We start from the raw sequence: 11,889 nt of genomic DNA, 5'->3' as shown, positions 1-11,889 counted from the left end.
TTCCACTATCCGCCGCCCACCACTCCGGATATAGGACAAATGTTCCCGAGCCAGTCGGATGCCCGGTCCGGGCAGGTTCACCGTGACGCCGGCCAGTAGCCCTTCGACTGGAAGTACTGTGTGGCCTCGGGGGAATCGTTGTAGTCGAGGAGATTTCCGACCTTCTTCGCGAGTACTTGCCGTACTTCCTCAGGGGTGGCGAAGAAGAACTCTCGACGAGGGTTGGCGTGGTTGAGCCGTTGCCGGCCGAACTCTCTGTGGAGTTCGTTTTCGAGGGTGACCGCGTCGTCCGAGAAGTAGACCGCGTGGACGTCGAATGGGAACGGCACGGAGGCACCGCCGAGTTCGCGTACTCGGTCGAGTGGTTCGAGTCGGCGTGTCAAACCAATCTTGACCACGCCCGGGCCGAAGGCGCCGATGTTGGAGATGACGTAGACATAGCCTGCGCGGATATTCGCTGCGCGAAAGTCGTTCTGTGCGATGGCGTCGGCGATGCGTTCCAGCTGCTCTTCGATTTCGCTCGTGTCCTGTCCGGTATCGCTGAGTCGCTGCAGCACGGCACGGTAGTGAGCTTGTTCCTTGTCGAGTCGCTCGCGTTCGGCGGCGAGCTCTTGTTCGACCTTGCGTTCCTCGCGCAGTCGCTCGCGTTCCTCACGAGCGATCTCGCGTTCCTCCTGTACCTTCATCATGTAGTCGGCGGTGAGCTCGAGTTCCTTGGTGCGCATCGTGTGATAGCTGGATGACACTCGCATCTGCATTGCCGCACCGAGTTTTTCGATGTCCTTGGCGGCCTTGTCGAGCCGTCGCTTGGCGGTGTCCAGGTTGCCGGCGCGCATGGTGCGGACGCAGTTCTCTGCCTCAGCGTTGTAGGCGCGCAACATGAGCTTGGCCAGGTCCGAGGTCAACCGGCGGCCTTCCGCCAGGGAATTGTTGAAGCTGAACTTCTTGGCCACTACGATAGCCTCGCTGCCTTTCACGGCCTCCCGTACATCGGCGCGGAGCTGGGCGAGGGCCTGCTTGTAGTTCTCGGCGTTCTCCAAAGGGTGGTGATACTCGTAGATCCCCACCTCCTGAAGCACCAGGGCGTCGTCGACTGTGATGAGTCGGGGATCAGCCGGTGCCGGAGGCTCGAGAGCGGCAATCGCGCGGGACTGGAGTTGCGCGGTGAGCTGCTGGATCCGGTCTTGCAGGTCGGCGGATTCACGTTCCTTGACGACCAACATCTTTCGCAATCCCACGATCACTTCTTGCTGGTCGCTCATCCCCGTACTCCATGGTTTGCCAAGGGAACCAGTCCGTAAGGGTTCTTCGACACCGCGGCCGCCAGGTAATCCAGCGTGGCGCTGGGCTCCACCCTGGAGAGTTCCAGTGGAAGGAAATCCGCGCGATCAGTCGCCAACCGAACGAGGTCGATGCGGACGTCGTGGCCTGTCGCGCTGTCGACGGTATTGACTGCGACAGTGAGCGCGATGCTGTCGATGACCTTCTCCCGGTCGGCTTCGAACACTTCGTGCGCCGTTCGCAACGCGGTCTGTGCGATCGCTGACGCGTAACGCCGTTTCGTTTCGGTCGCCGGCACCGAGGTGGAGGTGATCTCGTCGCTGGTCTTGTTGTAGCGAAACGCCTTAATCGTCGGGAAGGTGTCGGGGTGCGGCGCCAACACGCTGATGTGCAGTTCGTGGTCGCCCGCGTCGAAGGAGTGCTCGTACGACACCTCGAACGCTTCTGGATAGATCGAGTTCGCCATGACGATCGACACGTATTCATCCATCGCATCGGGTCGGCGCTCCCGCAACCCGATGATCAGACTGTCCAAACGAGCATTCGACTCCTCAGTCTGGCGTCGACGTTCCGCATTCGCTTCGTCCAGTTCATGTTTCGCGTCGGCCAGCGCTGCCTTCCTCGCTGACTCCTGCTGCCGCCATCGATCGCGCAGCTCTGCGTTCATCGCGCAGGTATGAGACAGCGCCAGCTGCCAATGCTGAACGCGATTCAGGTACTCCTGTTGCGCCGACTCCATCTGGGCGGCATGTCTGCGATTGCCGCCGAGTGTGCCGCTGAGGCCCGACGGTGGCGGGGGCGGCACGAAGACCGGGCGATCAGGGGGCACTTGGTAGGCGGGAGGCCGAGTCGGCGTAAGTAGCTCAGGCCGGTTGAGCGGGAGTTCCGCGGAGTGTTCGCGGAGCAATTCCAGATCGACCCAGTCATCAACCTCGAGAGTGGCGTTGAGGAGATTGTTGATCTCGTCGTAGGAGACGGCGAGCTGTGCATTCCTCTCCTCGACCTCCGCCTCTCGCGCCGCGATGTGGGCCAGTTTGGCCGCGCGCTCCGCGGATGCGCGTTCAGCGGCCGAAGCGCGCATGGCAGCTGCAGCTGCACGCTCTTGTTCGCGCGCGAAGCGCTGCGCCTCCCGGACGGCCTCGTTGTGTGCACGTGTCGCAGCCCGCTGCATCTGCGCTTGCCGCTGTTGCGCAAGCCGCTGCTGATGCTGCAATTCAGCGAAGAACCCCCGACGCCGCGTCACCCAGCTCCACCCCATTTCCGGCCATATTCACAGATCCGGCCGCAGAACCACGGCCTGCACTCCCTGTCGCGACTGGGTCGGCTCCGTTACAGACACCCGGCCCGGACACGCCGGATCTCGGGTCCAGGGGCCGTCGACACTGGTCGGGGGCGTTCGTCACGCTGAATTCCTTGCCGGCGTGCTGATCTGATCGGCAGGGGACGCGATCCCATCGCGGTACGCCTGCCCGATCGCTCGTTTCCGCGCGCAGGCTGGTTGATTCGTCGCTGGGTAGCTGGGGGATCGGCCGCTGAGTTCGTATTTGGTCAGGGCGTAGGGAATCAATCCGAGCTTTTAACTGTTCAAGCCAGTGTTAACGGTTAGAAGGCTGCATCTCGCGTGGGCCGATCGAGAGGGAGGTTGGGGGATGACCGGGCATTATGCGCAGGTTGCGTTCACCGATGCGGTTCGGGCTCATCAGGCGGCGCAGGGGAGTTTGCGGGGGTATGAGCGGATGGCGGCGGTGCCGGAGGTGGCGGATCGGCTGGGGGAGAACGAGGCGTGGTTCATCGGGGAGCGGGACAGTTTCTATCTGTCGACGGTGAGTGAGACGGGGTGGCCGTACATTCAGCATCGGGGTGGGGCTCGGGGGTTCTTGAAGGTGGTCGATTCGCGGACGTTGGGGTTCGCGGACTTTCGGGGGAACAAGCAGTACATCAGCCGGGGGAATCTCGACCATGACGGTCGGGTGGCGTTGTTCCTGATGGACTACGCGGCCCGGACCCGGTTGAAGATCTTCGGGCGGGCGCGGGTGGTGGAGGCTGCGGAGCAGCCGGAACTTGTTGCCTCGCTGACGGTTCCGGGGTACAAGGCGCAGGTCGAGCGGGCGGTGCTGATCGAGGTCGAGGCGTTCGATTGGAACTGCAGTCAGCATATTCCGGAGCTGTATCCGCGGGAGGAGGTGCTGGAGGCGGTGGCCGATCTGCGGGAGCGGATCGCCGATCTGGAGCGGGAGAACGCGGCCCTGCGGGCGGCGGGGACGACGAGCTGAGACGGCTATCGACTGGCGGCAGCCGCCGGTCTGGGCTTCGCGGGACTCCGTGCATGCCCAAACCGACGGCTACCGTGGCTATTTCGCGCTCAGCCGGTGTTCAGTATCGCCTGCGTGGCGCTCCCGAGTCCGAGATCAAGGTGCCATGAAGGTGCCGAGCCCCGAGGACACGTTCGCCGCAATGCCGTCGGCGGTCGCCAGGGCGACGATCCGGCCGGCTCCGGTGCGCACCGGTACCGACGCCGGGGCGCAGGTGCAGGGCTGCGCCGCGGTTTCCCGGACCGGCATGTCGATCATGCCGGTGGCGCCGGTGGACAGATTCACCCACCGGATTCGGACGGCCGAGTCGAGAACGTGGTCACCGTCGTACGCCGGCGGGTTGGCGACACCGAAGCTGGTGACTCCCGGCTCGTCGCCGACGGTGGCCGTCATGAAGATCGTGAAATATGCCGGGACGCCCCATGATTGGGAAACCTCCATCAAGGGGAGCTGAAACGTGGTCGTCTCCGCGGCCTGCGCGACGGCCTGCTGCTCCAGCAGCAGCGCACCTGCCATCACACCCGCGAAACCCAGCCTGCCGACGACACCGGCAGCCCGGCGAGTCACGTCATTCGTCACTGAACCTCCTCATGGTTGATTCGTGCGTGCATCGAGTGATTTCTGCGTGCATAGACATCGGCCGCGTGACCGCATGATGATGGGATCGGCGCAGCCGACAGCCGCGAGCGCAGCGGCATCTGTGTATTCGACGCGGCGAGCTGCTCGGGCACCCCGGCTACTGGGCGGCGCGTACGCCGGCGGCGAAGGCGTAGTCGTTTCGCCAATCCGGGCCGGTCGGAGCCAGCACGACCCGCTCGACACCGGCGGCCTCGTAGGCGACCAACTCGTCCGCGGCCGCACGAGGCTCCGCGGAGAGCGCCGGGGCGACGACGGTCACCGCGGGGGTCTGCCGCCCATACTGCTCAGCGAGCTGCTTCAGGTCGGTCAGCAAGCCGGGCAGATCGTCGAGGCCCGGGTTGATCGGCATCCAGGAATCCCCGTGCACGGCGGCCCGGCGCCGGGCCCGAGCGCTATTGCCCGCGACCAGGATCGGCGGCACCGGCGCACCCGGCGACAGCGCGACATCGAGCCCGTCGTCCAGCGTCGTCCGCTCGCCGGCGACCAGCCGCGGTAGCACCGCCAGCGCCCGATCGGTGCGAACCCCCCTTTCCGCGAACGGCACTCCCGCCGCCCGCCACCCGACATCTCCGTGTGCCGGGTTGCCGGTCCCGACTCCCACCAGCAGCCGACCCTCCGACACCTGCTGCAAGGTGGCGATCTCCTTGGCCGCCCACGCAACCGGCCGCATCGCCAACAACATCGCGCCGAACCCGACCCGGATCCGATCGGTCACCGCCGCCGCCGTGCTGAGCGCGACGGTACTGTCGAGCATCGGCTGACTGGCGACGAGGTGATCTGTGGCCCACAGGGATTCGAGCCCCGCGGCCTCCGCCACCCGCGCACTCTCCCGGACCTCGCGTGGCCCCGACGCCGCGCTGTGCGGTCCCGACGTGGGCAGGAATACGCCGATCTGAATAGCCACCGGAGGGCCTCCACTTTCCTGTGCGGTTGGTACGTGGCTCAACGGTATGACCTTGCCGCGAGCGTTCCAATGCGTGATTCGCTCAGATCTATATCCGAAGCGCGCAATTCCCGGCGCGCGGTGGTGAATGCCGGGGAAGCGGGATGCCCTTGCGGGCGGGGCGTTTCGGGTGGGTTGTGCGGTTCGAGCTCTTGCCCGATCCGGGGGTGCGACTCATGGCGCTGCGGTATACAGGCGGGGGACGGGTTTTCGGATACGGGTCGTAGGGGGCCGTTGTGGCGAGTTCGCGTGAGCTACGTACTGATGTGCCGCATTCGGCTCGGATGTATGACTACTTCCTCGGGGGGAAGGACAATTACGAGGCCGATCGAGAGGCGGGGGACAAGGCGCTGGCGGAGTTTCCGGCTGTTCGGGTGACCGCGCAGACCAATCGGGAGTTCATGCGGACCGCTACCCGGTATCTGGCGGGGGAGGGGGTTCGGCAGTTCCTGGATATCGGGACGGGGATACCCACCGAGCCGAATTTGCATCAGGTGGCGCAGGGGTTGGCGCCCGAGTCGAGGGTGGTTTACGTCGACAATGATCCGTTGGTGTTCTCGCACGCGCGGGCATTGCTGGTGAGTGCGGAGGAAGGACGGACGGCGTTCGTCCTGGCCGACGCGGGCAAGCCGGAGGAGATTCTCCACGCTCCGGAACTGATGGAGACGCTGGACCTTTCGCAGCCTGTCGCGGTGTCGCTGATGGCGGTGCTGCATTTCGTGCCGGGGGACGTGCTCGAGATCGTGCGGACCCTGATGGAGCCGCTGGCGAAGGGGTCGTATCTGGCGATCTCGCATGTCACGACCGATTTCGACGCCGGGCCCGAGGATCCCGAGGGGATGGCCCGGCTGTTGCAGGTCTACATCGATCGCGGGATACCGGTGCAGCCGCGCACCCGGGGCGCGGTCGAGCGGCTGTTCGACGGGTTGGAACTGGTGGAGCCGGGGGTGGAGATCATCCACCGGTGGCGCAACCCCGGCGAGGAATTCCCGCCCGGCCACGACAAGAACGTGTCGCTGTACGGGGCTGTCGGCAAGAAGGTCTGAGCCGCACCGGGTTACGCGACGAAGGCCAGGCCGTAGAAGATCCAGCTGGTCACGGCGGTCAGCGTCATGCCGATGGCGGCGATCGGCGCCCAGCGGCGATGCCAGGCGCTGTGCGCGCCGGGGCGCGGGGGCGCATCGAAGTTGCGGGCCGCGCGGATGATCACCACGGGCCACAGGACGACCGAGAACACCGCGCAGGCCAGGTGGATGGCCAGGGCGGTCCACACCACGGTGGAGGCCGTGCCGCCGACGACGCCCGCGGCCCGCTCCTGCCAGCCGTTGAAGCGGACATCCATCTCGAAGAGCACCACGGCGGCGAGCAGACCGACCGCCAGCAGGATCTGAACTCCCTTGTGCAGGCCGAATTTCCGATTGACCCGGGCCTGGTGGACGCTCCACGCCAGCACGGCGACCACGGCCGCCATGACCAGCACCATGGTGTCCATCGCCCACGACGCTCTCGTGCCGAGGAAACCGTCGACTCCGGGGAAGTTGTTCATCGTCGGTGCCTTCACCTCTCTGCGGAGACAAACTTACCGACGGTGCGTCGGGAAGATCCGCGGACCGCGAGCGTAGCAGCGCGCGCGGCGTGTCCGGTTATCCCCCCTTTCCAGCCGCATCACCCCTCGTCAGCAGGGGTCCGGCGGCTGTTTGATGCCGTTATCGTCACCATCGAACGGAGGGTTCATGTTCGGAACGCAAGCGGCCGAGGGGCCGGGTCGGGTTTGTATCGTCGGCGCCGGGCCGGCGGGATTGTCCGCGGCTCGGGCGTTGAAACGCCTCGGGATCCCGTACGATCAGTTCGAGCGGCATTCCGATGTCGGCGGCATCTGGGACCTCGACAACCCGGGCACCCCGATGTACGAGTCCGCGCATTTCATCTCGTCGCGAAAGACGTCGGGATTCTTCGATTTTCCGATGCCGGAGCACTACCCGGACTATCCGGGTAACCGGCAGATCCTGGAGTACACGCGCTCCTTCGCCGCGGCTTACGGCCTGCGCGAGGCGATCCGATTCGATTGCGCCGTCGTCGATGTGCTCGAGGACGGCCTCGGCTGGCTGGTCACGCTGGACGACGGCACCGAGCGCCGGTACGCCGCGGTCATCTGCGCGACCGGCGTGACCTGGCAGCCGCGCTCGCCCGAACACCAGGGCTCGTTCGACGGCGAGATCCGGCACTCCTCGACCTACCGCAGTCCCCTCGAATTCCGCGGGCGGCGGGTCCTGATCGTCGGACTGGGCAACTCCGGCGCCGATATCGCCTGCGACGCCGCCGCGAACGCCGAGGCCGCCTTCGTCAGCATCCGGCGCGGTTATCACGTCATCCCGAAACACATCTTCGGTATCCCCAGCGACGAAATCGCCAATAGCGGACCGCAATTGCCGCTGTGGCTGGAACGCCCGTTCTTCCAGGCGCTGCTGCGGCTGCTCCAAGGAAACCTGACGAAATACGGTCTGCCGAAACCGGATCACAAACTGTTCGAGTCGCATCCGCTGCTCAACAGTCAGCTGGTTCATTACCTGCAGCACGGTGACGTCGCCATCCGCCCCGATGTCGCGGCGCTGGAAGGCTCCCGAGTCCGGTTCGCCGACGGCAGCAGCGAGGAAATCGACCTGATCCTCCACGCTACCGGCTACGACTGGTCGATTCCGTACGCGGAGAAGTACTTCGACTGGACCGAGGGCCGACCCGATCTGTACCTGTCGGTGTTCAATCGCGAGCACCGCAACCTGTTCGGCCTCGGCTACCTCGAGATCAACTCCAGCGCGTACACGCTGTTCGACCACATCAGCAATGTCGTCGCCCAGTACCTGCACGACCAGCAGCACAATCCCGCCCGGGCGGCCGCGTTCGAGGGACTCATCGCCGGCGATCGGCCGAAACTCAACGGCGGCATCAAGTTCCTGGCCTCGGCCCGGCATCGCGCCTATGTCGACGCCCACGCCTATCACGGCTATCTCGCGGTGCTGCGCAAGCGATTCGGCTGGAGCAACCTCACCGCGGGCCAGTTCGAACCGATCCGGGCCGAGCGGTCGGCGTCGGAGGGTCGGTCATGAGGTGCCTGGTCACCGGCGCGACCGGATTCGTGGGCGCGAACCTGGTCCGGGAACTCCTGAGCGCCGGTCACCAGGTGACCGCGTCCGGCATGCCGGGCTCGGAAACCCGCTGGCTCGCAGAGCTTCCCATCACCGTCCGCCTCGCGGACCTGACCGCGCCCGGCGCGGCCCGGAGCCTGGTCGACGGCCACGACTGGGTCTTCCACGTCGCGGGCGACACCTCCGCCTGGTCCGGCCTGGCGGAACGGCGGCGGCTGGTCAATGCCGTGGTCCCGGCGCTGCTCGCGGATGCCGCACTCGAGTCCGGCGTGAAACGGTTCCTGCACACCAGCACCACCGATGTGCTGGGGTATCACCGCGACGGCCGACCCGTCACCGAGGACGGCGGCGACCAGCTGTTCACCGGTATCGGCTATCACTACGCCGACACCAAACTCGCCGGTGAGATCGCGGTCCGGCACCGGATCGAACGCGGACTGGACGCGGTGATCGTGTACCCGGGCTTCATGATCGGCCCCTACGACTACACCCTGCAGATCGGCCGGGTCATCCGGGCGCTGCAACAGGGCCGCCGCTATCCGTGCCCGCCCGGAACCACGTCCTGGTGTGACGTGCGGGCGGTCGCGCGCGGCATGATCGCCGCGCTCGAACACGACGGCACCCGCGGCAGCAGCTACATTCTCGCCGGGCCGAACCACAGCTACCACGAGGTGTTCAGCCGTATGGCGGAACTGGTGGGGGCGGCGAAAAGGCCACTGCCGCTGCCCGGTTCGATCGTGCGCGCGGCGGGACTGTTCGGGGAGTTGACCGCCACGGTCACCCGGACCGCTCCCGAACTCGATCCCGGTCTGGCCCGCTACCTGTCGCTGCCGCAGGCGACCAGCAGTGTCCGCGCCATCGCCGAACTCGGCTACTACCCGGGCGATATCGACCAAGCGATCCTCGATGCCGCCCGCTGGTACGAGGAACACCTGCCGCTGTGACCGCTCAGCCGGTCCGGATCCCTTGTCCGGGATACGGACCGGCTACGGGAGCGTGCGGCGGGCCACGCTGGGCGCGGATCCGGTCCAGCGGATGTAGGCGCGGCGGAACTCGCGGATATCGCTGTATCCGATCTGGTGCGCGATCGCCGAGATCGGCAGCGCCGAATCCTGCAGCAGATAGGTGGCGCGCCGTTCCCGCACCCGATCCCGGACCGAGCTGAAACTCTCACCGGCGGTGGCGAGTTGGCGGCGCAGCGTGCGTTCGGTGACGTGCAGTCGCGCGGCGACCTCGGACATCGTCAGGGGATGCCGCAGATTCTGCTCGAGCAGGGTTTCGACGATCAGTACCACGTCGGGTTCCCGCCGCCCGATATCGAGCAGGCGACGGCACGCGTCGACCGCGATCACCCGGGTCGGCTCACTGTGCGTGGCGAAGGGCAGGGCCAGGTCCGCGGCGGGGAAGACCGCCCGGTTGGCCTCGGCCGAGAACTCGACCGGGCAGCGGAAGAACCGCTCGTAGTGACCGGCGTACGGCGGCGGGGCATAACTCAGCTCCACCCGGGTGGGCGACCAGTCCGACCCGACCACGGACCGCACGAAAATCATGGTGCTGCACAGTATTTCCTCACACAGGAAGCTGAGCAGCTGCGGTTCGGGCCACCGTTCGTGCAGGCGCAGCGCCGCGTGGTGCTGGTCGCGCTCCAGTTCGATGTCCATGAGGCTGCCCGATGCCTGGTGCAGTTCCAGCCCGATCGACATGGCCTCGCCCACGGTGGCGGCCGAGCGCATGGCCACCCCGAGCATGCCCATCGACAGCAGGATGTCCCGCCCGCCCACCTGCATACCGAGCGGCCGCCCGGGCATATCCGCGATGCCGCGCCGCAGGACGGTGACGGCCTGCCGGAAGGACACCTTGATGGAGTCCGCCGTCAGCACGTCCGGCGCGGTGAGACCGGTACCCGTGAACCACCGCCCGACATCGCGCGCCTCCCGCGCGCCGATCTCGACCAGCCCGCTCAGGACCGACGGGGGGATCGTGGGCAGATCCAGCCTCGTGCTCACTCCGTCCGGACCTCGCGCCGACGGACGCCAAACTTGGTCACACGTCCAATCTAGGTTCGCGAGATCGTTTACACCAGCGGACACCGGTCGTCACCCCTCGAACGCGGCGAGGCTCAACAGCCGCCGAGCCGGGCCAGCACCGCCCGGTACAGCGCATGCCATTCGTCATTGCCCTGGCCCGCGAACTCCCCGTCCGTACTCAGCTGGAGAGTGTGCGCCAGCCGGACGCCGGTCACGCAGTCCGACGGGGCGACCGTGATGTACTGGCCCTGGAAGCCGTTGGCCTGGAAGCCATCCGGCGTCGCGCCGCTCCACCACTGGAAGCCGTAGCCTCCGACGGTGGCGTCCCCGGCATCGCTGGCCGGTTTCATGCCGGTGGTGGCGGCGGTGACCCACTGTGGGGACACCACCTGCCGGCCCTCGGGCGTGCGGCCGCCGGTACGCAGGAGCTCACCGAGCCGCACGAAGTCGCGAGGCCGGGCGAAGAGGGCTTCGGAGGCGATGGCCGCGCCGGTCCGGTCGGTCATGATGTCGGCCGGCGCTTCCATGCCCGCGGGCCGCCACAACTGTTCGGAGAGAACCTGGTTGAACGGCTGGTGGTAGACGCTCTCCAGCATCCAGGCCAGCACCTGGGTGTCGGCGCTGCTGTAGTTGAAGGCGACGCCGGGCGCCCGATCCGCCGGAAGCGACTTCAGGAACTCGTCCCGGGTCTTCCCCGACCCGCCCTCGGTGTAGTAGTCCAGGGACATCTCGATCCACTGCGTCACCTGGGTGTTCTGCGACAGCTCCTCGGTGTGCTCGTCCCACCGGATGCCCGACCGCATCTCCAGTAGATTCCGGACGGTCGCGCCCTGCCAGGCGGTGCCGGTGAGCTCGGGGATGTAGCGCTCGATCGGATCGTCCAGCGAGGCGATCAGGTGCTGGTCGACGGCGATGCCGACCAGGGTCGAGACGAAGGACTTGGTGGTCGACCACGCCTGATGGGCGGTGTCATTGGACCAGCCATTGGCGAAGTATTGCGCGACCAGGGACCCCTGGTGCGCGAATTCGATGACGTCGGTGCCGGAGTCATTGAGAAAATCGGCGACCGTCTTGGTGCCGCCCGCCCACTCGTAGGTCACGTCGAGCAGATCGACGGGCGCTTGCGGCAGCGCGGCGGCGGCTCCGGCCGCGATCGGCGCGTGCGGCAGGGCCACATCGGGTTTGACCACATCGATCGGGAGCGGCAGCAGCACCTTGTTGTGGACGAGGATCTCGCGCACGTAGTTCGACCAGAATTCGGGCGACGACAGGCTCGCGGCGCTGCCCGCGATCACATCCCGCAAGGGCGGCACCCCGAGCAACCGGCCACCCTGGATCGCCGCCAGCAGATCGGTCGCGTCGGTGATCGGCTGCGGCGCGGGATCGGCCGTCGCGGCCGGGAACGGCCCGCCCAGGGCGAGCACGGTAGTCGTGGCCGTGATCGCGCCGAACCGAATCAAACGACCGCGATCGCCTTGGCTGCGAACTGATCTGCGCATGCGGGTGGGGAACTCCTCTGAGTCCCGCCGTCCCCCTGGGGAACA

The 11,889-nt window shown here is 66.7% G+C and carries 11 protein-coding genes; 4 read left to right on the top strand and 7 right to left on the bottom strand.

All coding sequences use genetic code 11. The features are described from left to right. Window positions 1-77: 77 nt before the first annotated feature. A complete protein-coding gene (locus tag ACQPYY_RS25920; protein WP_433591322.1) occupies window positions 78-1,262 on the bottom strand; it encodes a DUF4041 domain-containing protein in 1,185 nt (394 codons plus the stop codon). Continuing rightward, on the bottom strand, window positions 1,259-2,524 hold the full coding sequence (locus ACQPYY_RS25915; RefSeq protein ID WP_433591321.1) for a hypothetical protein: 1,266 nt from the start codon (window positions 2,522-2,524) through the stop codon (window positions 1,259-1,261). Before ACQPYY_RS25915 ends, ACQPYY_RS25920 begins: the two co-directional genes overlap by 4 nt. A gap of 349 nt (window positions 2,525-2,873) precedes the next feature. Between ACQPYY_RS25915 and ACQPYY_RS25910 the strand changes: the two genes are divergently transcribed. After that, on the top strand, window positions 2,874-3,554 hold the full coding sequence (locus tag ACQPYY_RS25910; RefSeq protein ID WP_433591320.1) for a pyridoxamine 5'-phosphate oxidase family protein: 681 nt from the start codon (window positions 2,874-2,876) through the stop codon (window positions 3,552-3,554). A gap of 135 nt (window positions 3,555-3,689) precedes the next feature. Here the strand turns inward: ACQPYY_RS25910 and ACQPYY_RS25905 are convergent, their stop codons facing one another. Then, on the bottom strand, window positions 3,690-4,172 hold the full coding sequence (locus tag ACQPYY_RS25905; RefSeq protein WP_433591319.1) for a hypothetical protein: 483 nt from the start codon (window positions 4,170-4,172) through the stop codon (window positions 3,690-3,692). Window positions 4,173-4,329: 157 nt separating this feature from the next. Beyond that, window positions 4,330-5,136 (bottom strand): LLM class flavin-dependent oxidoreductase, encoded by an 807-nt coding sequence (locus ACQPYY_RS25900; protein WP_433591318.1) that lies wholly within the window; start codon window positions 5,134-5,136, stop codon window positions 4,330-4,332. Between the two features lie 275 nt (window positions 5,137-5,411). On the opposite strand from ACQPYY_RS25900, the gene ACQPYY_RS25895 reads away from it, so the two are divergent. Next, complete coding sequence (locus ACQPYY_RS25895; protein WP_433591317.1) at window positions 5,412-6,221, top strand: SAM-dependent methyltransferase; 810 nt, start codon at window positions 5,412-5,414, stop codon at window positions 6,219-6,221. A gap of 11 nt (window positions 6,222-6,232) precedes the next feature. Here the strand turns inward: ACQPYY_RS25895 and ACQPYY_RS25890 are convergent, their stop codons facing one another. Further along, the gene (locus tag ACQPYY_RS25890) at window positions 6,233-6,721 is read right to left on the bottom strand and encodes a DUF420 domain-containing protein (protein ID WP_433591316.1); all 489 of its coding nucleotides are present in this window, start codon (window positions 6,719-6,721) and stop codon (window positions 6,233-6,235) included. 187 nt (window positions 6,722-6,908) lie between these two features. On the opposite strand from ACQPYY_RS25890, the gene ACQPYY_RS25885 reads away from it, so the two are divergent. Both ACQPYY_RS25885 and ACQPYY_RS25880 read left to right on the top strand, forming a co-directional pair. Continuing rightward, window positions 6,909-8,279, top strand: a complete 1,371-nt coding sequence (locus ACQPYY_RS25885) for a flavin-containing monooxygenase (protein ID WP_433591315.1) — start codon at window positions 6,909-6,911, stop codon at window positions 8,277-8,279. Next, a complete protein-coding gene (locus ACQPYY_RS25880; RefSeq protein WP_433591314.1) occupies window positions 8,276-9,262 on the top strand; it encodes an NAD-dependent epimerase/dehydratase family protein in 987 nt (328 codons plus the stop codon). Before ACQPYY_RS25885 ends, ACQPYY_RS25880 begins: the two co-directional genes overlap by 4 nt. A gap of 42 nt (window positions 9,263-9,304) precedes the next feature. Here ACQPYY_RS25880 and ACQPYY_RS25875 read toward each other — a convergent pair whose 3' ends face one another. Continuing rightward, entirely contained in the window at window positions 9,305-10,324 is a 1,020-nt protein-coding gene (locus ACQPYY_RS25875; protein ID WP_433591313.1) for an AraC family transcriptional regulator, read from the bottom strand. A gap of 113 nt (window positions 10,325-10,437) precedes the next feature. Further along, window positions 10,438-11,844, bottom strand: coding sequence for a serine hydrolase domain-containing protein (locus tag ACQPYY_RS25870; protein ID WP_433591312.1), 1,407 nt, complete (start codon window positions 11,842-11,844; stop codon window positions 10,438-10,440). Window positions 11,845-11,889 lie beyond the last annotated feature (45 nt).

It is taken from the genome of Nocardia sp. CA-145437, from assembly GCF_050956485.1.
Lineage (GTDB): Bacteria > Actinomycetota > Actinomycetes > Mycobacteriales > Mycobacteriaceae > Nocardia.
The sequence above is the reverse complement of the archived record's forward strand: the minus strand, read 5'-3'. Positions and strand labels throughout refer to the sequence as shown.

What these genes read in the sequence shown, in the direction of transcription:
- ACQPYY_RS25920 (WP_433591322.1), bottom strand. Translation starts at nt 1,262, where the DNA reads ATGAGCGACCAGCAAGAAGTGATCGTGGGATTGCGAAAGATGTTGGTC.
- ACQPYY_RS25890 (WP_433591316.1), bottom strand. Translation starts at nt 6,721, where the DNA reads ATGAACAACTTCCCCGGAGTCGACGGTTTCCTCGGCACGAGAGCGTCG.
- ACQPYY_RS25885 (WP_433591315.1), top strand. Translation starts at nt 6,909, where the DNA reads ATGTTCGGAACGCAAGCGGCCGAGGGGCCGGGTCGGGTTTGTATCGTC.
- ACQPYY_RS25880 (WP_433591314.1), top strand. Translation starts at nt 8,276, where the DNA reads ATGAGGTGCCTGGTCACCGGCGCGACCGGATTCGTGGGCGCGAACCTG.
- ACQPYY_RS25870 (WP_433591312.1), bottom strand. Translation starts at nt 11,844, where the DNA reads ATGCGCAGATCAGTTCGCAGCCAAGGCGATCGCGGTCGTTTGATTCGG.